20 protein-coding genes are annotated in these 21938 nt (G+C 61.1%); 10 read left to right on the forward strand and 10 right to left on the reverse strand.

Annotated features, from left to right (window positions below):
- From nusB to nrdR, 6 genes are all read right to left on the reverse strand, one after another.
- Entirely contained in the window at nucleotides 1-501 is a 501-nt protein-coding gene (gene nusB, locus AC1MDT_RS18930) for a transcription antitermination factor NusB (protein ID WP_480418481.1), read from the reverse strand.
- On the reverse strand, nucleotides 498-974 hold the full coding sequence (gene ribH / locus AC1MDT_RS18935) for a 6,7-dimethyl-8-ribityllumazine synthase (protein WP_003185938.1): 477 nt from the start codon (nucleotides 972-974) through the stop codon (nucleotides 498-500). The genes nusB and ribH overlap by 4 nt, the downstream gene beginning before the upstream one ends.
- Nucleotides 975-1065: 91 nt before the next feature.
- Nucleotides 1066-2157, reverse strand: coding sequence for a bifunctional 3,4-dihydroxy-2-butanone-4-phosphate synthase/GTP cyclohydrolase II (ribBA, locus tag AC1MDT_RS18940; RefSeq protein WP_201116080.1), 1092 nt, complete (start codon nucleotides 2155-2157; stop codon nucleotides 1066-1068).
- Nucleotides 2158-2188: 31 nt separating this feature from the next.
- Entirely contained in the window at nucleotides 2189-2854 is a 666-nt protein-coding gene (locus AC1MDT_RS18945; RefSeq protein WP_480418482.1) for a riboflavin synthase, read from the reverse strand.
- Between the two features lie 46 nt (nucleotides 2855-2900).
- Nucleotides 2901-4034: a bifunctional diaminohydroxyphosphoribosylaminopyrimidine deaminase/5-amino-6-(5-phosphoribosylamino)uracil reductase RibD gene (ribD, locus tag AC1MDT_RS18950; RefSeq protein ID WP_480418483.1), complete on the reverse strand. Its 1134-nt coding sequence runs from the start codon at nucleotides 4032-4034 to the stop codon at nucleotides 2901-2903.
- Entirely contained in the window at nucleotides 4031-4495 is a 465-nt protein-coding gene (gene nrdR, locus AC1MDT_RS18955; protein ID WP_003228656.1) for a transcriptional regulator NrdR, read from the reverse strand. The genes ribD and nrdR overlap by 4 nt, the downstream gene beginning before the upstream one ends.
- A 129-nt stretch (nucleotides 4496-4624) precedes the next feature.
- On the opposite strand from nrdR, the gene AC1MDT_RS18960 reads away from it, so the two are divergent.
- The 3 genes from AC1MDT_RS18960 (at nucleotide 4625) to trxA (ending at nucleotide 6793) form a co-directional block, all read left to right on the forward strand.
- Complete coding sequence (locus AC1MDT_RS18960; RefSeq protein ID WP_480418484.1) at nucleotides 4625-5089, forward strand: hypothetical protein; 465 nt, start codon at nucleotides 4625-4627, stop codon at nucleotides 5087-5089.
- The gene (locus tag AC1MDT_RS18965; RefSeq protein ID WP_480418485.1) at nucleotides 5086-5742 is read left to right on the forward strand and encodes a class I SAM-dependent methyltransferase; all 657 of its coding nucleotides are present in this window, start codon (nucleotides 5086-5088) and stop codon (nucleotides 5740-5742) included. Before AC1MDT_RS18960 ends, AC1MDT_RS18965 begins: the two co-directional genes overlap by 4 nt.
- Nucleotides 5743-5920: 178 nt before the next feature.
- Nucleotides 5921-6793, forward strand: coding sequence for a thioredoxin (gene trxA / locus AC1MDT_RS18970; RefSeq protein WP_480418486.1), 873 nt, complete (start codon nucleotides 5921-5923; stop codon nucleotides 6791-6793).
- A 104-nt stretch (nucleotides 6794-6897) separates the two neighbouring features.
- On the opposite strand, the gene AC1MDT_RS18975 is transcribed toward trxA, so the two are convergent.
- Nucleotides 6898-7236: a hypothetical protein gene (locus AC1MDT_RS18975; protein WP_480418487.1), complete on the reverse strand. Its 339-nt coding sequence runs from the start codon at nucleotides 7234-7236 to the stop codon at nucleotides 6898-6900.
- A gap of 134 nt (nucleotides 7237-7370) precedes the next feature.
- Here AC1MDT_RS18975 and AC1MDT_RS18980 point away from each other — a divergent pair, with 134 nt between their 5' ends.
- The 5 genes from AC1MDT_RS18980 (at nucleotide 7371) to AC1MDT_RS19000 (ending at nucleotide 11541) form a co-directional block, all read left to right on the forward strand.
- The gene (locus tag AC1MDT_RS18980; protein ID WP_480418488.1) at nucleotides 7371-7964 is read left to right on the forward strand and encodes a DUF2796 domain-containing protein; all 594 of its coding nucleotides are present in this window, start codon (nucleotides 7371-7373) and stop codon (nucleotides 7962-7964) included.
- A 146-nt stretch (nucleotides 7965-8110) separates the two neighbouring features.
- Complete coding sequence (locus AC1MDT_RS18985; RefSeq protein WP_480418489.1) at nucleotides 8111-8821, forward strand: ABC transporter ATP-binding protein; 711 nt, start codon at nucleotides 8111-8113, stop codon at nucleotides 8819-8821.
- A 1-nt stretch (nucleotide 8822) separates the two neighbouring features.
- Nucleotides 8823-10088, forward strand: a complete 1266-nt coding sequence (locus AC1MDT_RS18990; RefSeq protein ID WP_480418490.1) for an ABC transporter permease — start codon at nucleotides 8823-8825, stop codon at nucleotides 10086-10088.
- A gap of 11 nt (nucleotides 10089-10099) precedes the next feature.
- Nucleotides 10100-10618 (forward strand): DUF3299 domain-containing protein, encoded by a 519-nt coding sequence (locus tag AC1MDT_RS18995; RefSeq protein ID WP_480418491.1) that lies wholly within the window; start codon nucleotides 10100-10102, stop codon nucleotides 10616-10618.
- A 224-nt stretch (nucleotides 10619-10842) separates the two neighbouring features.
- Complete coding sequence (locus AC1MDT_RS19000) at nucleotides 10843-11541, forward strand: OmpW/AlkL family protein (RefSeq protein WP_480418492.1); 699 nt, start codon at nucleotides 10843-10845, stop codon at nucleotides 11539-11541.
- Between the two features lie 155 nt (nucleotides 11542-11696).
- Here AC1MDT_RS19000 and AC1MDT_RS19005 read toward each other — a convergent pair whose 3' ends face one another.
- Complete coding sequence (locus tag AC1MDT_RS19005) at nucleotides 11697-12626, reverse strand: NAD-dependent epimerase/dehydratase family protein (protein WP_480418493.1); 930 nt, start codon at nucleotides 12624-12626, stop codon at nucleotides 11697-11699.
- Complete coding sequence (locus AC1MDT_RS19010; RefSeq protein ID WP_480418494.1) at nucleotides 12619-13503, reverse strand: sugar nucleotide-binding protein; 885 nt, start codon at nucleotides 13501-13503, stop codon at nucleotides 12619-12621. The genes AC1MDT_RS19005 and AC1MDT_RS19010 overlap by 8 nt, the downstream gene beginning before the upstream one ends.
- 295 nt (nucleotides 13504-13798) lie before the next feature.
- Between AC1MDT_RS19010 and AC1MDT_RS19015 the strand changes: the two genes are divergently transcribed.
- Nucleotides 13799-18115, forward strand: coding sequence for a DEAD/DEAH box helicase (locus AC1MDT_RS19015; protein WP_480418495.1), 4317 nt, complete (start codon nucleotides 13799-13801; stop codon nucleotides 18113-18115).
- A 102-nt stretch (nucleotides 18116-18217) separates the two neighbouring features.
- Here AC1MDT_RS19015 and AC1MDT_RS19020 read toward each other — a convergent pair whose 3' ends face one another.
- Nucleotides 18218-20371 (reverse strand): mechanosensitive ion channel family protein, encoded by a 2154-nt coding sequence (locus AC1MDT_RS19020; protein ID WP_480418496.1) that lies wholly within the window; start codon nucleotides 20369-20371, stop codon nucleotides 18218-18220.
- A gap of 290 nt (nucleotides 20372-20661) precedes the next feature.
- On the opposite strand from AC1MDT_RS19020, the gene AC1MDT_RS19025 reads away from it, so the two are divergent.
- Complete coding sequence (locus AC1MDT_RS19025) at nucleotides 20662-21873, forward strand: MFS transporter (RefSeq protein WP_480418497.1); 1212 nt, start codon at nucleotides 20662-20664, stop codon at nucleotides 21871-21873.
- Nucleotides 21874-21938 lie beyond the last annotated feature (65 nt).

Consider the following 21938-nt stretch of genomic DNA (forward strand, 5'->3'; position numbering starts at 1 on the left):
TCAGCGCTTGAACGCCTTCACTTCAGCTTCACGCAGGCGCGGGGCCAGCTTGTCGAGTACACCGTTGACGAACTTGTGGCCATCGGTGGAACCGTAGACCTTGGCCAGTTCGATCCCTTCGTTGATCACAACGCGGTACGGTACATCGACACGCTTGATCAGCTCCCAGGTGGACAGGCGCAGAACGGCCAGTTCAACCGGATCGAGCTCATCAATGGTGATGTCCAGGCACGGAGCGAGCGCAGAATCGATCTCGGTCTTGTGCGCCGGTACACCGTGCAGGATGTCGTGGAAGTAGGCGGCATCGACATCACTGAAATCGTTATCGACCCGGAACTGCGCTTCGATCTCGTTCAGCGAAGTTTTGGCCATGTGCCATTGGTACAGCGCCTGAGTCGCGAGCTGACGGGCTTCGCGACGCTTGACGCTCTTGGATGGCTTGCCAGCGTCCGCAGGTTTCGGATCGCGCGGGTTGAAACGATCGCTATCGTCGCTAATCACTTGGCCTCCAACTGCGCCAGCAGGCTGACCATTTCCAGAGCGGACAGGGCAGCTTCAGCACCTTTGTTACCGGCCTTGGTGCCGGAACGTTCGATGGCTTGCTCGATGGAATCAACGGTCAGGACGCCGAAAGCGACCGGTACGCCGAACTCCATGGACACCTGGGCCAGGCCCTTGGTGCACTCGCCAGCCACGTATTCGAAGTGCGGAGTACCGCCACGAATGACCGCGCCCAACGCGATGATTGCCGCGTACTCGCCCTTCTGAGCGACTTTTTGCGCAACCAGCGGGATTTCGAAGGCGCCAGGCGCACGGATGATGGTGATGTCGCTTTCGCTCACGCCATGGCGAACCAGGGCATCAACAGCACCGCTGACCAGGCTTTCAACGACAAAGCTGTTGAAACGGCCTACTACCAAAGCGTAGCGGCCTTTAGGGGCGATGAAGGTACCTTCGATGGTCTTCAGGGTCATTCGTTAGATCTCTTAAAGAGCCGGGACGCATTTTCTACGCGTCCCTCAGTGATTTGTTAGCCGCGAATCAAGGACCGGAAATACCTGGGCCTTATTCGGAGGGCACGTATTCTACAACTTCCAGATCGAAACCGGATATCGCATTAAATTTCATTGGCGCACTCATCAAACGCATTTTGCGCACGCCCAGGTCCCGAAGGATCTGCGAACCGGCACCGACGATGCTGTAGGTGGTCGGTTTTTTCACGACGGCCTGGTCGGCGGTTTCACGGATGTGCGCCAGCAACACGTCGCCATCGAGTGGGTGACCGAGCAACAGCACCACACCGCTGCCGGCCTCGGCAACCGCGGCCATGGCGGCCCGCAGGCTCCAGCGACCCGGTTGCTTGACCATCAGCAGGTCACGCAGCGGGTCCATGTTATGCACCCGAACCAGGGTCGGTTCTTCGGCGCACACGGTGCCCAGGGTCAGGGCCATGTGCACGTCGCCTTCCACGGAGTCACGATAGGTCACCAGGTTGAATTGGCCCAGTTCGCTGTCCAATGGCTGCTCGGCAATCCGCTGAACGGTACGTTCATGGATCATCCGGTAGTGAATCAGGTCGGCGATGGTGCCGATCTTGATGTTGTGTTCGGCCGCGAAGGTTTCGAGTTCCGCCCGACGGGACATGGTGCCGTCGTCGTTCATCACTTCGCAGATCACGCCACTTGGCTCGAAACCGGCCATGCGCGCCAGGTCGCACGCCGCTTCGGTGTGGCCGGCCCGCGCCAGGGTGCCGCCAGCCTGTGCCATCAGCGGGAAGATGTGGCCGGGGCTGACGATGTCTTCAGCCTTGGCGTCTTTTGCCGCAGCCGCCTGCACGGTGCGCGCACGGTCGGCGGCAGAGATGCCGGTGGTCACGCCGGTGGCGGCTTCGATGGACACGGTGAACTTGGTGCCGAAACCGGAACCGTTACGTGGCGCCATCAATGGCAGCTTCAGCAGTTCGCAGCGCTCGCGGCTCATCGGCATGCAGATCAGGCCACGGGCATGCTTGGCCATGAAGTTGATGTGTTCAGGCTGGCAGCACTCGGCGGCCATGATCAGGTCGCCTTCGTTCTCGCGGTCTTCGTCATCCATGAGGATGACCATCTTGCCTTGGCGGATGTCTTCAACCAGTTCTTCGATGCTATTGAGCGCCACAAGGCACCCCCCTTCTTTCGAAATTTGAGCTTCAGGATTTGAGGTAGCCGTTTTGGGCCAGAAAGCTTTCGGTAATGGTGCTGCCGGTCGTGGACTCAGCCGCCTTGTCGCCCAGCAACAGGCGCTCCAGATAACGGGCCAGCAAGTCGACTTCCAGATTCACCCGGCGACCTGGCTGGTACGACGCCATGATGGTTTCGCTCAGGGTGTGCGGAATGATGGTCAACAGGAATTCGGCGCCATCGACGGCGTTCACGGTCAGGCTGGTGCCGTCGACGGTGATAGAGCCTTTATGGGCGATGTATTTGGCCAGCTCTTTCGGTGCGCGGATGCGGAACTCCACGGCACGCGCGTTTTCGGTACGGGCAACCACTTCGCCCACGCCGTCGACGTGACCGCTGACCAGATGCCCACCGAGACGAGTGGTCGGGGTCAGGGCTTTTTCCAGATTCACCGGGCTGCCGCTTTTGAGGTCATTCATCGCGGTGCAGTCGAGTGTTTCGCGACTGACGTCCGCTGCAAAGCCGTTGCCCGGCAGTTCAACCGCCGTCAGGCAGACGCCGTTGACCGCGATGCTGTCGCCCAGCTTGACGTCGCTCAAATCGAGCTTGCCGGTTTCTACGTGTACCCGCACATCTCCGCCTTTGGGGGTCAATGCACGAATACTGCCGATGGATTCGATGATGCCGGTAAACATGGAGTCCTCCTCGAGAACAAAGCCGTCGCTAGGCTGCGGCCAGGAATTATACGCTCGCTGATGGCACAGGAATGGCAATGACTCGCCAATCATCGCCAACCGCGCGAATTTCGATGATTTTGAGCTCGGGCGCATCCTTCATTTGCGCGAGCGGCCAGTCCAGCAGCGGCCGTGCCGTAGAACCGAGGAACTTGCCCGCGATGAAAATCTGGAATTCATCCACCAGACCTTGCTGGGCAAACGCTCCCGCCAGTCGCGGACCGGCCTCGACCAGCACTTCGTTGACCCCGCGATTGGCCAGTTCGACCAGCAACTTGCGCAGGTCAACCAAGCCGTCGTCGCCGGCCACGATCAGGCATTCCGGGCCGTTGGCGTATTGCTCTTCGATCGCCATGCAAGTGGCGACCAACGCCGGGCCAGCCTTGAAGAACGGCGCATCCAATGGCACTCGCAAGCGGCCATCGATCAGCACGCGCAGCGGCGGACGGCTCATGGCCAACGCCGTTTGCTCGGCATCCAGGCCAAGCTCATCGGCGCGCACGGTCAGCCGGGCATTGTCTGCCAACACCGTGTCGGCGCCCGTCAGCACCACGCTGGCCTGGGCGCGCAGGCGTTGTACCGCCGAGCGCGCGGCCGGGCCGGTGATCCATTGGCTCTCGCCGCTTTCCATCGCCGTGCGACCGTCAAGGCTCATGGCCAGCTTGACTCGCACGAACGGCAAGCCGTGTTCCATGCGTTTGAGGAAGCCTTCGTTCAACTTGCGCGCCTCGCCTTCCAGCACGCCGCTTTCAATGGCGATGCCGGCCTGGGCCAGACGCTGCATGCCACGACCGGCAACCGAAGGGTTCGGGTCCTGCATGGCGGCAACCACGCGTGCCACACCGGCATTCACCAGCGCATCGGCGCAAGGCGGCGTGCGGCCGTGGTGGCTGCAAGGTTCGAGGGTGACGTAAGCGGTGGCGCCCCGTGCCTTGTCGCCAGCGGCGCGCAGGGCATGGACTTCGGCGTGGGGTTCGCCGGTACGCACATGCCAGCCCTCGCCGACAATCTGACCGTCACGCACGATCACGCAGCCCACCCGAGGGTTGGGGTGCGTCGTGTAATGACCTTTGCGCGCCAGTTCCAGGGCGCGGGCCATGTAATGGGCGTCGAGGATTGCTTGTTCTGAGGACGTGGTCATTCTTTCACCGGTTCACGGGCCAGGCGATCGATCTCTTCGCGAAACTCATTGAGGTCCTGGAAGCGGCGATACACCGAAGCGAAGCGGATATAGGCGACTTCGTCGAGCTTTTGCAGCTCGGCCATCACCAGTTCACCGACCACGAGGGATTTGACCTCACGCTCGCCGGTGGCGCGCAGCTTGTGTTTGATGTGCACCAGCGACGACTCGAGGCGCTCGACACTCACCGGGCGTTTCTCCAGCGCACGCTGCATGCCGGCGCGGAGTTTTTCTTCGTCGAACGGCTGACGGCTGCCGTCGGTTTTGATCAGGCGCGGCAACACCAGTTCGGCAGTCTCGAACGTCGTGAAACGCTCGCCGCAGGCCAGGCATTCACGCCGGCGGCGCACCTGTTCGCCCTCGGCGACCAGACGCGAGTCAATGACCTTGGTGTCGTTGGCACCGCAGAAGGGACAGTGCATGGTGGCAGGCAACAAAAAAAGGGAGGGCCATGGTAGCGCATCCCGGTGGCAAGACAAGCCATAGGGTTTGCGGTATACAGACGCGCTATATTAAGCCTGATCATGGATTTCACCTCGCTGGAGCCGCAAATGTCCCTAAGACCGCTCGTTTTGCTCAGTGTTTTCAGCCTGCTGGTGGCCTGTGGCAGCGGTGCGCCCAAGCCCCAGCCGCCAGCGCCAGGCCCCGCGTCACAACAGGCGCAGAAGAAAGCCAGGGAGTCGGCCGACCTCGGTCCGCTGCCCGCCTATCAGCGTGAATTGAGCGGCACCCTGCAAGGCGTGCCGACCGACGCCGAAGTCGAGCTGGCGCTGCTGGTGATCGACGAAAAGGGTCGCCCGCAACAATTGCTGGCCAGTTCCAGCCTGATCGGCACCAATCAAATCCTGCCGTTCCATCTGCGCTTCAACCCGGATTCGTTCCCGGTAGGCAGCCGTGTTGAATTGCGTGGTCGCGCCAGCCAGTCCGGTCAGCTGATCTTGCATCTGCCGTCGCGAACCATCACCCAGCCAACCACGCAGGCGCTGGGCCAACTGCAATTCGTCAAAGCACCATGACGGCACCGCTCGACCTGCAACAGGCGTTAAGTGAACTGCTCGGTGATGCGCAGCTTGTCCCCGTCGCATTGCCGGATACCGACCTGAAGCTGTGGCTGATCGACGGCGACAATATGGATCGCGCGTTCAGTCCCGAGGAAACCCGGCGAATTCTGCATGAACCGCCGTACTGGAGTTTCTGCTGGGCCAGCGGTTTGGCGGTTGCTCGTTATCTGGCGGCATTTCCCGAGTGGGTCCAAGGCAAACGAGTGCTGGATTTCGGCGCCGGTTCCGGGGTCGCGGGGATTGCAGCGGTGAAGGCCGGGGCGCTGGAAGTGGTGGCCTGCGATCTGGACCCGCTGGCGATTGCCGCCTGTCAGGCAAATGCACAACTCAATGGCGTAGACCTCAGCTACTCGACGGATTTCTTTGCCGAAGCGGATCGGTTTGACCTGATTCTGGTGGCCGACGTGCTGTATGACCGGGCGAATCTGCCATTGCTCGATGAATTCTTGAGCCGCGGCCAAGAGGCGTTGGTGGCGGATTCACGGGTGAGGGATTTTCGCCATCCGTTGTATCAACGCATCGAGATGCTGGAAGCGATGACCTTGCCGGATCTGGCCGAACCCGAAGAGTTTCGGCATGTGAGTCTTTACCACGCTCGGCGCGGCTAAAAGCTTCGCGAGCAGGCTCGCTCCCACAGGGGGGCAATTCCACGCACAACCACTGTGGGAGCGAGCCTGCTCGCGATGACGGATTGTCTGGCAATGGAAGACTAGCGGTCACCCCCGCTTCCGGCCACACCCCGCCAAGCCGTATAGTTGCCCCATTCACGCTTTTACGAGATCTCCCATGAGTCAGGAAACGCCGTACATCTTCGACGCCACGACCGCCGATTTCGATCAGTCGGTGATCGAGAACTCTTTCCACAAACCGGTGCTGGTGGACTTCTGGGCCGAATGGTGTGCGCCGTGCAAAGTGCTGATGCCGATGCTGCAGACCATTGCCGAGAGCTATCAGGGCGAGTTGCTGCTGGCCAAGGTCAACTGCGATCTTGAACAAGACATCGTCGCCCGTTTTGGTATTCGCAGCCTGCCGACCGTGGTGCTGTTCAAAGACGGCCAGCCCGTCGATGGTTTTGCCGGTGCGCAACCGGAATCGGCCGTGCGCGCGCTGCTTGAGCCTCACGTACAAATGCCGCCACCAGCGGCGGCCGACCCGTTTGAGCAGGCCCAGGCGCTGTTCGACGACAGTCGTTTTGCCGACGCCGAAGCGGTGCTCAAAGTGCTGCTGGGCGAAGACAACACCAACGCCAAGGCATTAATCCTCTACGCCCGTTGCCTGACAGAGCGTGGCGAACTGGGTGAGGCGCAAACCGTGCTCGACGCGGTAAAAAGTGACGAGCACAAAGCTGCACTCGCCGGCGCCAAGGCGCAGATCCAGTTCCTCGGCCAGGCCAAGGACCTGCCGGATGCAGCGGACCTGAAAGCACGCCTGGCGAAAAATCCACAGGACGATGAGGCCGTATATCAACTGGCGATTCAGCAGTTGGCCCGCCAGCAGTACGAGGCGGCGCTGGATGCGTTGCTCAAGCTGTTCATCCGCAATCGCAGCTATAGCGAGGGCTTGCCGCACAAGACCTTGCTGCAGGTGTTCGAGTTGCTGGGCAACGATCACCCGCTGGTGACCACGTACCGTCGCAAGTTGTTCGCTGCGTTGTACTAATCGCCATCCTGTAGGAGCGAGCTCGCTCGCGAAAAACGTCAACGATAACGCGGTGTGTCTGAAAGACTGCGGTGCTCTGACGTCCATCGCGAGCAAGCTCGCTCCTACAGCCAGCGGTAGATCGGCGTATCTGCGCCACTTACCACTTTCACTTCAGCACAATGGCGCAGGCGCACCAACAGGCGTTTTCCTGACGTCGCGCTGCCGGTCAAACCTTCAAGCTGCTCCAGCAGATCCGGCCCACTCAATTGCCCGGCCTTGCGCAGCAAATCCTTTGCGATCTGCCACTGCGCATCATCCTGATTCAACGGTTTCGCCGACGCCGCACCGGCTTCGTCCTTTACCACCTGCAACTGTGCGCCGAGCCGTGCCCAGTCGCCGTCATCCATTTCCAGCGTCAAATCCACCGGCCAATCGCCGATACTTCCGCGTATACGCAACATGAGTCCGCTCCTGCACACTTCTGACTGACATGCTCCCATGCGACTTGCGCAACGCCAAGCAGACGGTCAAACTCCTCGCACTTACGTTATAAGATTACATAACAATTTCTTCATTTTACTTTCGGAGACTTGCCATGCGCCGTCTGCTTCTCGCCCTGCCGTTCGCCCTGTTGCCGCTGGCCATCGTCCACGCCGCCGATGAACATGATCATGAGCACGGCAGCCTCGGCGCCCACGAACATGGCGTCGGTCGCTTGAACGCAGCGCTGGACGGCCAGACCCTGGAGCTGGAACTGGAAAGCCCGGCAATGAACCTCGTCGGTTTCGAACACGCTGCCACCACTGACGCCGACAAAGCCAAGGTCGCCGCCGCCCGTGCCCAGCTGGAAAAACCACTGAACCTGTTCAATCTGCCCAAAGCCGCTGGTTGCGTTGTCGCCGCACAGGAACTGAATAGCCCGCTGTTCGGTGACAAGCCCGACGCCGATGATGACCATGACGAAGATGCCAAGGACGAAGGCGCCAAGGACGAACATCACCATGACCACAGCGAGATTCACGCGCATTACCAGTTCAACTGCTCGGCACCCGGCGCACTGAAAACCCTGGATCTGGCGACGATTTTCAATACCTTCCCGGCAACCCAGAAAATTCAGGTACAACTGATCAGCCCGAGCGGCCAGCAAGGCGTAGAAGTGACCGCCAAGGCTGCCGCCTTGAATTTCTGAATTCACCACGATCCCCCCTGTAGGAGCGAGCTTGCTCGCGATGGTGTGTCAGCCAAATTGATGTCGACTGACACACCATCGTCGGAACGCCGCCCGGAGCAAGCTCGCTCCTACAGAGGGTTCACCTATCATCTGACCGGTTTCACATGACCCAAGCACTCATCGAATTGTCCGACCTGAGCTTCAGCTGGCCCGGTCACCCACCGCTGCTGGACATCCCGGCGTTTCGCCTGGAACCGGGTGAAACCCTGTTCCTCAAAGGCCCCAGCGGCAGCGGCAAGACCACCCTGCTCGGCCTGCTCGGTGGCGTTCAGAAACCTGATCGCGGCAGCATTCGGCTGCTCGGCCAGGAACTGACCGAACTCGGCGCCGGTGCCCGCGACCGCTTCCGCGTCGACCACACCGGCTACATCTTCCAGCAGTTCAACTTGCTGCCGTTTCTTTCGGTGCGCGAAAACGTCGAGCTGCCCTGCCACTTCTCCAAATTGCGCGCTGAGCGGGCGATCCAGCGCCACGGCAGCGTCGATCAGGCGGCGGCGACCCTGCTCGCGCACCTGGGCTTGAAGGATGAAAGCATCCTCAGCCGTCGCGCCGACTCGCTGTCCATCGGCCAGCAGCAACGGGTGGCCGCCGCCCGCGCATTGATCGGACAGCCCGAACTGGTGATCGCCGACGAACCAACCTCGGCGCTTGATTACGACGCCCGCGAAAATTTCATTCGCTTGCTGTTCGCCGAATGCCGCGAAGCCGGATCGAGCCTATTGTTTGTCAGCCACGACCAGAGCCTCGCGCCGCTGTTCGATCGCAACCTGTCGCTGGCCGAACTCAATCGCGCCGCCACCCCGTCCGAGGTTTGAGATGTATTTGTTTCGACTAGCCCTGGCCAGCCTGGCTAACCGCCGCTTCACCGCGATCCTCACCGCGTTCGCCATCGCCCTGTCGGTCTGTCTGCTGCTGGCCGTTGAGCGAGTACGCACCGAAGCCAAAGCCAGTTTCGCCAGCACCATCAGCGGCACCGACCTGATCGTCGGCGCACGCTCCGGCTCGGTCAACCTGTTGCTGTACTCGGTATTCCGCATCGGCAACGCCACGAACAACATTCGCTGGGACAGCTTCGAACACTTTGCCAACAACCCGAAAGTGAAGTGGGCGATCCCGATGTCCCTCGGCGATTCACATCGCGGTTATCGAGTGATGGGCACCACTGAGGCGTACTTCGAGCACTATCAGTACGGACGCCAGCAACACCTGGAACTGGCCGACGGCCGTGCCTTCGCCACTGACCCGTTCGAAGTGGTACTCGGCGCAGAAGTGGCGGACGCGTTGCACTACAAGCTTGGCGACAAGTTGGTGCTGGCCCACGGCGTCGCGGCGATTAGCCTGGTCAAGCACGACGACAAACCGTTCACCGTGGTGGGCATTCTCAAACGTACCGGCACCCCGGTGGACCGCACGCTGCACATCAGCCTCGGCGGCATGGAAGCGATTCACACCGATTGGCACAACGGTGTGCCGGCCCGGGGCGAAGGTCGGATCAGTGCCGATCAGGCGCGCAACATGGACCTGACGCCGCAAGCGATCACGGCGTTCATGCTTGGCCTCAACAACAAGATTTCGACCTTCGCGGTGCAACGCGAGATCAACGAATTCCGTGGTGAGCCGATGCTGGCGATCCTGCCGGGCGTGGCGCTGCAAGAGCTGTGGAGTTTAATGAGCACGGCGGAAAAAGCCTTGTTTGTGGTGTCGCTATTCGTGGTGCTGACCGGGTTGATCGGTATGCTCACGGCGATTCTCACCAGCCTCAACGAACGACGCCGCGAGATGGCGATTCTGCGTTCGGTAGGTGCCCGGCCGTGGCACATTGCGACACTGCTGGTGCTGGAAGCATTTGCCCTGGCCTTGTCTGGCGTGATTGCCGGTGTGGGGTTGCTTTACTTGTGCATCGCCGCGGCACAGGGTTACGTACAGGCCAATTACGGCTTGTACTTGCCGTTGGCGTGGCCAAGTGAATATGAATGGACGCTGCTCGGCGGCATCCTGATCGCCGCGCTGTTGATGGGCAGCGTGCCGGCCTGGCGCGCCTATCGCCAATCCCTGGCCGATGGCCTGTCGATCCGACTATGAGGACGCTAATGATGCCCCGCGCTCTGCTTGCTCTGTTGATGCTGGTCGCCCTGCCCTTGTGGGCGGCCCAGCCAAAAGACCTGACCTGGCCGGAAATGATCCCGCCGGACGCACCGGCAGAAGTACCTAACATGACGCCGCTACACGACCTGTCGCAGATGAGCAACGCGCTGTCTGCAGAGTCGGCGCCAGCGGCCAAGCAAGCCCTGCCGAATGCGCCGGTGGTGAAAGCCCTCGACGGTCAGCACATTCGTTTGCCGGGCTACATCGTGCCGCTGGAAGTCAGCGAAGAGGGCCGCACCACCGACTTTTTGCTGGTGCCGTACTTCGGTGCCTGCATCCACGTACCGCCACCGCCGTCCAACCAGATCGTGCATGTGAAAAGCCAAGTCGGTGTGAAGCTGGATGAGCTGTATCAGCCGTACTGGGTCGAGGGTGCGCTGCAGGTCAAGGCGTCGACCAGCGAGTTGGCGGATGCCGGGTATCAGATGGAAGCGGACAAGATTTATGTGTATGAATTGCCGGAGTGAACCCGGTGGTTATGCAGTGTTTGATCGATAGTCTTCGCGAGCAGGCTCGCTCCCACAGTTGAAATGTGGCTCCCTGTGGGAGCGAGCCTGCTCGCGAAGAGTCCCCCCAAGGCCACCACAAAAACCAAGGCCAACACCCTTTCATTGAGCTGAGTCAAAAGGCCGTATCAGACGGTTCCGTACCATTGGACATCAAACATTTTTAACGTCCTTTTGGAGCCCTCATGCACAAGTCATTGCTCAGCGCTTCGCTGTTTGCCCTCGCGCTCGCAGCCCCGCTCGCACACGCCCACGACGCCGGCGACATCATCGTTCGGGCCGGTGCAATCACCGTCAACCCGAAAGCCGACAGCTCCAGCGTCAAGGTCGACCAAGGCCCGTTGGCGGGCACCAACCTGGGTGGCAAGGCCACCATGAGCAGCGATACCCAATTGGGGTTGAACTTCGCTTACATGCTCACCAACAACTGGGGGATCGAGCTGCTCGCAGCCACGCCCTTCGAGCATAACGTGAATCTCAAAGACACATCCCTGGCCGCGGCCAACGGCAGACTCGGCACCCTGAAACACCTGCCGCCAACCCTCAGCGTTGTGTACTACCCGCTCGACAATAAATCCTTGTTCCAGCCGTATGTCGGCGCCGGTATCAACTACACCTGGATCTACGACGAACAGCTCAGCAGCGAGGCCCAGTCCAACGGCTTCAGTAACTTCAAGGCCGATAACTCCTGGGGTATGGCATTTCAAGTCGGTGCCGACTACATGATCACCGACAACATCATGCTCAATGCCCAAGTGCGTTACATCGACATCAATACCACCGCTACCGTGGAAAACAATGCGGTAGCGCCAGGCACACGTGCCAAAGTCGATGTGGGCGTGGACCCGTTCGTCTACATGGTCGGCCTGGGTTACAAGTTTTAGGACCCCTTCGCGAGCAGGCTCGCTCCCACATTGGATTTGTGCACGACGCATATCCCCTGTGGGAGCGAGCCCGCTCGCGAAGACGTCAGCCCGAACAGAAGAAATCCAGAATAAAAAAAAGGCGCCTAAACAGGCGCCTTTTTCATTACGGTGATTCAGCGCCCTAACAACCGCGCCAGGCCGACATTCATCGATGTCTGCTGCGGACAGGTAAACCGCTCCAGCAAACGCCGGTTGTTGGCCCGGGAATGACGGATGTCCCCTGAACGTGCCGGGCCGTAGCTCACTGGCGGTAACGTGCCGATCACCATTTCAAGGGCTTCAAGCAGTTGCTTGAGCGTCGTGGCCTGGTTCCAGCCGACATTGACCGCACCGACGTCGACCTGCGGCTCTTCGATGCCTTGCACCAGCAGAGCGACCAGGTCCTCGACATACACAAAGTCGCGCGTCTGCTCGCCGTCGCCAAAGACAGTGATCGGCAGGCCTTTCTGTGCGCACTCGCTGAAAATGCTGATCACCCCGGAGTACGGCGAGGACGGATCCTGACGCGGGCCGAAGATGTTGAAGAAGCGGAAAATCACCGGTTCCAGCGCGTGCTGGCGACGGTAGAAATCGAAATAGTGCTCGCTGGCCAGCTTGTCTGCAGCATACGGCGTCAACGGTGCCTTGGGCGTGTCTTCGTCGATCGACTCACCTTCGCCATTGTTACCGTAGACCGCCGCGCTGGAGGCAAACAGCACACGTTTGACGCCAGACTGACGCATTGCCTCACAGACGTTCAACGAGCCGATGAAGTTGCTCTGGTGAGTCTTCACCGGATCGTCCACCGATGCCTGCACCGAAGCCACTGCCGCCAAATGCGCGACGGCGCTGCAACCGATCACAGCCCGTGCCACCAGAGCGGCATCGGCGACGTCGCCCACGATCAATTCGACCCGGGGATTGTCCAGCGGCAGGTTGCTGCGTTTGCCGGTGGAAAGGTCATCGAGAATGCGCACCGAATGGCCCTTGGCGAGCAGGGCATCGGTCAAGTGCGAGCCGATGAAACCCGCACCACCGGTGATTAAAACTGGACCGTCAACCATGGCGATAAAACCTATCCAATAAGGCCGGGAGTGCCGCGCGCCAGGCGCGGGGTTTAATGCCGAACGTGTGCAAGATTTTCTTGCAGGCCAGTACCGCGTGTTGCGGCTCCTCGGCGGCGTCCGGGCGCGTAGCATGAGCCTGGGCGGTCGGCGCTTCGATGGCCAGCGGATGCAGGCTACGGGCTTCGGTGAGAATAGCCTGTCCCAGCGCCAGCGGCGTGGTCGCCTCATGCCCGGCGTAATGGTAGGTGCCCCATAGCGGCGCCGAACAATCAAGTTGCTTGAGCACCGAGATGATCACCCGCGCCGCGTCGTCCACCGGCGTCGGATTGCCCCGACGGTCATCGGCCATCAGCAGCTCTTCAGGTTGTTCGGCCCGAGCGAGGAAACGCCCGAGGGTGCCGTCAGGGCTGTCATCGAGCAGCCAGCCGAAGCGCAGCAACACATGCTGCGGACAGGTAGCGCGCACGCTCTGCTCGATCCGCCACAATGCCTGACCGCGCAAGCCGAGCGGCACGGGTTCGTCCTTTTCGCTGTAGGCCGTTGCCCGCGAGCCGTCGAACACTCGATAACTCGAGGGTTGCAGCAGAATGATGTTGTGATGCTGGCACAGTTCGGCCAGACGCTCGATCGCGCGCTCTTGTCCGGCCAGACGCTGTTCGCTGACCGTCTCAGCCTGGAACCAGTCAAAGTAGTAGGCGAGGTTGATCAGCGCGTCCGGGCGCGTATCGTCGAGCAGTTGCGTCAGGCTCGCGGCATCCCAGCCGTCTTGCGGTGGGCGGGGGGCGAGGAAACCGATGTCTTCCTCCGCACCGAGGCGAATCAGCGCCTGCCCAAGGGCATTTCCGCCGCCCAGTAACATAAGGCGCATTCGCATAGAGTCAGCAGGCCCAGTCTGATTGGAACGATGGCTTTATCGACACTGCCCGCAGGCGATGCCGTTGATAATTGCCGGAATCGTTGCATTTTGCGGGTTTAGTGCGCAACCGTCATCCGCAAAGTATAGATGTCCGGGTTTTGTGGTGCGGCCTCTGGCCCCTTCGCGAGCAGGCTCGCTCCCACAATGGATTTGTGTACACCGGCCCACTGTGGGAGCGAGCCTGCTCGCGAAGAGGCACAAAGGTCTTGAGCGGTACTTGCATCTTCCCCACCCTGCCCGCATAAATTACCCCATGAATCTGCCCATCCCCACGGACGCGGCCCTGGCAGGCTTCCACCCCGCTGTCAGTGCCTGGTTCAGCAACACTTTCCCGACGGTTACCGCCGCCCAGGCCCGGGCGTGGCCGCTGATTCGCCAGCGCCGCTCGACCCTGATCGCCGCGCCCACCGGCTCCGGCAAAACCCTCACCGCGTTTCTGGCCGTCATCGACGACCTGGTCCACCAGGGATTGGCCAACGGCGGTCATTTACCCGACGAAACCCTGGTGGTCTACGTCTCGCCGCTTAAAGCCCTGTCCAACGACATTCAAATCAACCTGCAAGACCCGCTGGCCGGGATTACCGAGCAATTGCGGGGGATGGGCCTGCCGCAATTGCAGATCAACACCGCCGTGCGCACCGGCGATACACCGCAAAAGGACCGCTCGGCGATGCGCAAGAATGCGCCACACATTCTGGTGACTACCCCGGAATCACTTTACGTGTTGCTCGGCTCCGATTCCGGCCGGCAAATGCTTGGCACCGCGCGCACGGTGATCGTCGACGAAATCCACGCCATCGCCGCCAGCAAACGCGGCAGCCATCTCGCGCTAAGCCTCGAACGCTTGCAGGCGTTGTGCGCGCAACCGTTGATGCGCATCGGTCTGTCTGCCACGCAAAAGCCCATCGAAGCGGTGTCGCGTTTTCTGGTGGGCCGCGACCGCCCGTGTGAAATCATCGACATCGGTCACGCCCGCCCGCGAGATCTGGACATCGAAGTACCGCCAGTGCCGTTGTCGGCAGTGATGGCCAACGATGTCTGGGAGCTGGTCTACGACCGCCTCGCCGAACTCGCCCGCGAGCATCGGACCACGCTGGTTTTCGTCAACACCCGACGATTGGCCGAACGCTTGAGTCGGCATTTAAGCGAACGCCTTGGCAAGGACGCCGTGGCCGCCCACCACGGCAGCCTGGCCAAGGAATTTCGCCTCGACGCCGAACAACGGCTCAAGCGCGGCGAACTGCAGGTGCTGATCGCCACCGCGTCACTGGAACTGGGCATCGACATTGGCGACGTCGATCTCGTCTGCCAGATAGCCTCGCCGCGCTCGATTGCCGGTTTTCTGCAACGGGTCGGCCGCTCCGGGCACCAGGTCGGCGGCACGCCCAAAGGCCGGTTGTTCGCCACCACCCGCGACGACTTGATCGAATGCACCGCGCTCCTCGATTGCGTGCGCCGGGGTGAACTCGACACCTTGTTGATCCCGGTCGCTCCGCTGGACGTACTGGCCCAGCAAATCATCGCCGAGGTCAGTTGCCAGGAATGGCAGGAGCAGGCGCTGCTGGAGATGCTCCGCAGAGCCTCGCCCTATACCGAGCTCGACGAAGACCATTATCAGGCGCTGCTGCGCATGCTGTCCGAGGGTTACAACGGTCGCCAAGGCGTGCGCAGCGCTTACTTGCACCGCGACGCTGTGACGCGCACCTTGCGCGGTCGCCGAGGCGCCAAACTGACCGCCGTGACGAGCGGCGGGACGATTCCGGACAACGCCGATTACAGCGTGCTGCTGGAGCCTCAAGGGCTGAACATCGGCAGCGTCAACGAAGACTTTGCGGTGGAAAGCATCGCCGGGGACGTCTTTCAGTTGGGCAATACGTCCTACCGCATTTTGCGGGTCGAAACCGGCAAAGTCCGGGTTGAAGACGCTCAAGGCCAGCCGCCGACCATACCGTTCTGGCTCGGTGAAGCGCCAGGTCGCAGCGCTGAACTGTCATTTGCCGTAGCGCGCCTGCAAGCGCAACTCGATGAGCTGCTCGGCGCCACACCCGGTAACTTGCAACCCGCCCTCGACTGGCTGACCGATACCCTCGGCCTGAACCTCGCCAGTGCCGAACAACTGGTGGAATACCTGGCCCGCGCACGCCTGAGCCTCGGCGCCCTGCCCTCGCAGGACACGTTGCTGATGGAACGCTTTTTCGACGAGTCGGGCGGCACGCAATTGATCATTCACACGCCGTTCGGCAGCCGCATCAACCGCGCCTGGGGCCTGGCCCTGCGCAAACGCTTCTGCCGTACCTTCAACTTCGAATTGCAGGCCGCCGCCAGCGAGGATGCGATCGTGCTGTCGCTGTCCACCAGCCACAGCTTTGATCTTGATGACGTCTGGCGCTACGTGCACAGCAACACCGCCGAACACCTGCTGATTCAAGCGGTGCTCGAAGCGCCGCTGTTCGGCGTGCGCTGGCGCTGGAATGCCAGCGTCGCGCTGGCGTTGCCACGGTATGCAGGCGGGCGCAAAGTACCGCCGCAAATCCAGCGAATGAAAAGCGAAGACCTGATCGCCAGCGTGTTCCCCGACCAGATCGCCTGCGTGGAAAACCTCGCTGGCGAGCGCGAAATCCCCGAGCATCCGCTGGTGGAACAAACCCTCGACGATTGCCTGCATGAGGCAATGGACTGTGAGGGTTGGCGGGCGTTGTTGCGGCGCATGGAGCGCGGCGATGTGCGGCTGATCAGCCGCGACTTGCCGGCGCCCTCGCCGCTGGCTGCTGAAATTCTCAGCGCGCGGCCTTACACCTTTCTCGACGACGCTCCACTGGAAGAGCGCCGCACCCAGGCTGTGCTCAACCGGCGCTGGAGCGACCCGAAATCCACCGATGACCTCGGCGCACTGGACGCCGAGGCGATTCAAGCGGTGCGCGATGAAGCGTGGCCAATGCCGACCGGCGTCGATGAAATGCATGAAGCGCTGATGAGCCTTGCGTGCATCGCCGACACCGAGGCCCAGGCCAACCCGGATTGGCTCGACTGGCTGAACGCTCTGGCCGACAACGGCCGCGCCAGCTGTTTGCAGGTCAATGCCGGGCCGTCGCTGTGGTTCGCACGGGAGCGGCTGACCTGCTTGCGGGTGATGTATCCACAGGCGATTTTGCTGCCACCGCTGGAAGCGCTGCCGGGCTTCGATGACCTGTGGGAGCCGGACGATGCGCTGCTGGAAGTGATCCGCGCGCGGCTCAGTGCGTTTGGTCCATTGCCGCTGGAAGCGATTGCCGAACCGCTCGGGTTACCGGCGACACACGTCACTCAAGCGTTGGCACAACTGGAACGCGAGGGCTATGTGCTGCGCGGCCAATTTACGCCGGGGGCAACACAGCAAGAATGGTGCGAAAGGCATTTGCTCGCGCGGATTCATCGCTACACGGTCAAGCGTCTGCGCCGGGAAATCGAGCCGGTAGCGTTGCAGGATTTCATGCGTTTTCTGTTCGACTGGCAGCACCTTTCCGCCGCGACGCAGGGCCAGGGCAGCGCGGTGTTGCCAGCAATCATCGGCCAGTTCGAAGGCTACCCCGCCGCCGCATCTGCCTGGGACAGCGACCTCTTGCCGGCACGGCTCAAGGGTTATTCGCCGGGTTGGCTGGATGATCTGTGCCGCAGCGGCAAACTGGTCTGGACCCGCCTGACCGCACGCAACAAAAGCACCGGCACGGCCCTGCGCAGCACGCCGATTGTGTTGTTGCCGCGCAGCCAGGTCGGGGTGTGGAGCGGTTTGACCTTGCAGACGCCAGTCAGCGAACTGTCGCCCAAAACGCAAAAAGTCTTTGAGGCACTTAGCCAACACGGCGCGCTGTTTTTTGATGAGTTGATACATGAGGCGCATTTGCTGCGCTCGGAGCTGGAAACTGCTTTGCAGGAACTGGTCGGCGCCGGACTGGTAAATGCCGACAGTTTCGCCGGTCTGCGGGCGCTGATTACGCCCGCCAGCAAACGACAGAACCGCAGCAGCCGACGCGGGCGTGGAGCGTTTATTGGCGGGATGGACGATGCCGGGCGTTGGGCTTTGTTACGACGCGGCCCTGCCGCCCCCATTGTGGAAAACAAACGCCCGGTCCCCACACCGAGCGATACCCTGGAACACATCGCCATGACATTGCTGCGGCGCTATGGCGTGGTGTTCTGGCGTTTGCTGGAACGTGAGGCAGACTGGTTACCGAGCTGGCGTGAATTGTTGCGCACGTTTCATCGGCTGGAGGCCCGGGGCGAGATTCGCGGCGGACGGTTTGTCAGTGGCCTGGCCGGTGAACAGTTCGCGCTGCCGGAAGCGATTCCCTTACTGCGCGAAGTTCGTCGACGGCCACAGGACGGGAGTCTGATTGCGGTGTGCGGGGTTGATCCGCTGAACCTCGCCGGCACGCTTCTACCAGGCGCAAAAGTGCCGGCCTTGGCGAGCAATCGGCTGGTGTATCGCGATGGGTTGCCGGCGGCGGCCGAGATCGCGGGCAAGCAGGTTTTCTGGCTGGAGCTGGATCAGCCATCCACTGCCGAATTGCACAACAAGCTGATCCGGCATTGATGGTGTCTGGGCGGACGCCTTCGCGAGCAGGGGATGTGGGCCAACACAGATCAAATGTGGGAGCGAGCCTGCTCGCGATGAGGCCATCATCCCCCACACAAATCACTGAGTACGCGGCTGATCCGGCAACAACACCGATGAATGCTCCGGCGCCGGGGGCTCTTCTGTTGGCTCATCCACACGCCGCCGGGACGACAAAACCTGCTGTGGATAAGTCTGCGCGAAATGTACCCACGGGCTGTTATCCACAAGCTTTTTCAAGCGCTGGTTGAACGCCCGGCTCACCGCGTATTGCCCGCCCGATACGGTGCGGAATTGCGCCGTCAGCACTACGCCGTTCAAGTCCATCTTATCGACGCCGAACACATCCAGTGGCCCTTGCAAGTTGTACTTCAGGAACGGGTCGTCAGAGATGGAATGACCGGCCTCGCGGATCAGCTCGATGGCCTTGTCCACGTCGGTGTCATAGGTGACCTGCACCGAGAAGAACGCATAGGCGAATTGTCGCGATTGATTGGTTACCGCCTTGATCTGGCCGAACGGCACCGAGTGCACAAAACCCTTGCCGTCACGCAGGCGCAAGGTGCGGATGGTCAGGCCTTCAACCGTGCCGGCATGGCCGGAATCGAGGACCACCCAATCGCCAATCGACAAGGTGTCTTCAATGATGATGAACAATCCGGTGATCACGTCCTGCACCAATTGCTGGGAGCCGAAACCGATCGCCAGACCAACGACACCGGCACCGGCCAGAAAAGGCGCAACGTTGATCCCCAGATTGGCCATGGTAGTGATTGCACAGATCACCACCAGAATGATTTTTATCGCATTACGCAGCAGCGGCAGAATGGTTTTGACCCGAGTGCTGGGTTGGTGCGCCGAGCGTTTGCTAACGGGTGGTTTCAGGGTTTCCTGAATGGCGGTGTCCAACACGACCCAAACCATCCAGGTCACCAGAAAAATCAGACCGATGCGGCTCAGCGAATCACTGATCGCCCGACCGACCGAATTACTCACCGCAAACTCGAACAACGACACACCCCAGATCCGCCCCAGGACATCGATAAAAACCATGGCCATGGCGATCCGCAGCAGGGCGTCCGAAAGGCTGAGAAAGCGCTCTTTGTAGGCACCGCTACGGCGCACTGCCGTCTTATTGCGCGATTTGAACAGGTGGCGAAGCATGGTGCTGAGGAACACCGTCGCAATCAACAAAATCGTGGTGAACAGCGCACAGCGCAGCACTTTCTGGTTGTCATCGCCGATGCCGATCAGGTTGATCACCGACACCAGCACCATCAACAGAATCGGCCAGTGCCAAAGCCCGGAAAAAATCCACAGGCTTTGGCGCAATGCTGGCTGACTGAGGCGCTGGGCCAACGGCAGAATGCGGATCAGATCCGCGACCGGACGGCGCATGCGAAGCACCAAAAGGCCGAAGGTGATCGTCGCTGCCAGACCGGTGAACACCGCAATACTGCCGGTGAGATTACTGCCCAGTTGGCGGGCGATCTGCGGGCTGGTCAAGGCGTCGCTCAAGGCCACAAGGAAGCCAATCAAAAACAGGGGTTGTGGGCTGTGCTGAAGAATAATCCGCACCGCTCGGCGCTTGTGGCCGGCGTTGAACAACACCACCAGTGACAACATTAGCGAGGCGGCGAAAATGCCGCTGCTGGTGGCATAGGCCAAACACAACGCCAGCGCCCGGCCGGCGGATACTTGCAGGAATTGGCTGGCATACAGCGTCAGCGGCAGGCTGATCAATGCGGGAATCGTGTAGGGCAACACATAACCCAGCAAGGCCTGGCCACGCTCGCGATCGAGCAGCAGGCGGTGCTGGCACAGACGTTTGGCAAGCATTGCGCCGAGCAGCCAGAGCAGCGCGAAAACGCCTACCCACACGCCGGACAACAGCAGGAAATCCCTCGCCACGCTCCAGCTCGAACGCGCCGATGGATGATTGACCAGTTGATCCACCTCATCGGCGGCGCGGTCTGCACGCAGACGCCAGGCATCGAGCAGGTTCTGATTGAGATCGAGTTTTCCCTGAATCTCATCGATGCTTGAGCTGATGGCGCCCAGCAATCCGCCTTGTACCAGCGGTTCAGGATGTGCCGCTGGCGTTGCAGCGGCGGTGGCGGCGGCGGTGGCGGTGGCGGTGGCGGCGGGTAGACCCGGCAATGTCGCCGCTTGCAGTACATTGCTGCCTAGTATCAGCAACAACCCCAGTAGTATCGCGGTTTTGAACTTGAACAAAACGGGAAGCTCCTTGGGAAGGGTCTGTATGGAACTGATCCGGAAATGGCGAGATAACAGACTCAGCATATCTCACTGTGGGAGCGAGCCTGCTCGCGAAAGCGGCGGCATATCCAACATTGATGTATCTGGACCACCGCTTTCGCGAGCAGGCTCGCTCCCACACTAAACCGTGTCGCGCCATTGATATTTGACCTCCGCGCAAATATCAAATGCTCATCCCTCTATTTTTCCGCACAACTCAATCTCCGACACTGCGCTCCTGAAATCAATCCACCGGAGTTGCAGCCATGCCCATCGCCTTGCTCGCGCTGACCCTCAGCGCCTTCGCCATCGGGACGACCGAGTTCGTCATCGTCGGCTTGTTACCCACCATCGGCGCTGACCTCGGCGTCAGCCTGCCGTCCGCCGGGCTGCTGGTCAGCCTTTATGCGTTGGGCGTTGCCGTTGGTGCGCCAGTGCTGACCGCCCTCACCGGCAAAGTCCCGCGCAAATTACTGCTGTTGTCGCTGATGGTGTTGTTCACCCTCGGCAACTTACTGGCCTGGAAAGCGCCGAGCTACGAGTCGCTGGTCATTGCGCGAATCGTCACCGGTCTGGCCCACGGGGTGTTTTTCTCGATTGGCTCGACCATTGCCACCAGCCTTGTGCCGAAGGAAAAAGCCGCCAGCGCGATTGCGATCATGTTTACCGGTTTGACCGTGGCGCTGGTCACCGGCGTGCCGCTTGGGACGTTTATCGGTCAACATTTCGGCTGGCGTGAAACCTTCCTTGCCGTGTCGGCCTTGGGTGTGATCGCGTTCATCGGCAGCCTGCTCTACGTGCCGAAAAACATCACCCACAGCAAACCGGCATCGCTGTTGCAGCAACTGCAGGTGCTCAAACAACCACGTCTGTTGCTGGTGTATGCCATGACGGCGGTGGGTTACGGCGGCTCGTTCATTGCCTTCACGTTCCTCGCGCCGATTCTTCAGGACATCTCCGGTTTCAGCGCCAGCACGGTCAGCCTGGTGCTGTTGGTCTACGGCCTCTCAGTGGCCGTCGGTAACCTCTGGGGCGGCAAACTGGCGGACAACCACGGCCCGATCAGTGCCCTGAAAATCATCTTCGCCCTGCTCGCTGCGGTGCTGTTCGTGCTGACTTTCACCGCCGGAAATCCATGGCTGGCCTTGGCCACTGTGCTGGTCTGGGGCGCGGTCGCATTCGGCAACGTCCCGGGTTTGCAGGTGTACGTGGTGCGCCAGGCTGAACATCACACGCCGCATGCGGTGGACGTAGCGTCTGGCCTGAACATCGCCGCGTTCAACCTCGGCATCGCCGGTGGTGCGTGGGCCGGCGGGTTGATCGTCGCTCACCTGGGGTTGATTCATACCGCATGGATCGGTGGCCTGGTGGTGCTGGTGGCACTGGCACTCACGGCCTGGAGTGGTCGTCTTGATCGGTTGGGCCCGGTGTATGCAGCGCCGTCCGAAGGCTCGTCCCCCCTCATCGCCAGCCACTGACAAACTCTGTGGGAGCGGCAGTGTTTTGTTGAACATATGCCGTCCGTAGTCCCGTCGAAACTTTC

This window comes from Pseudomonas sp. ASL7 (assembly GCF_056680375.1).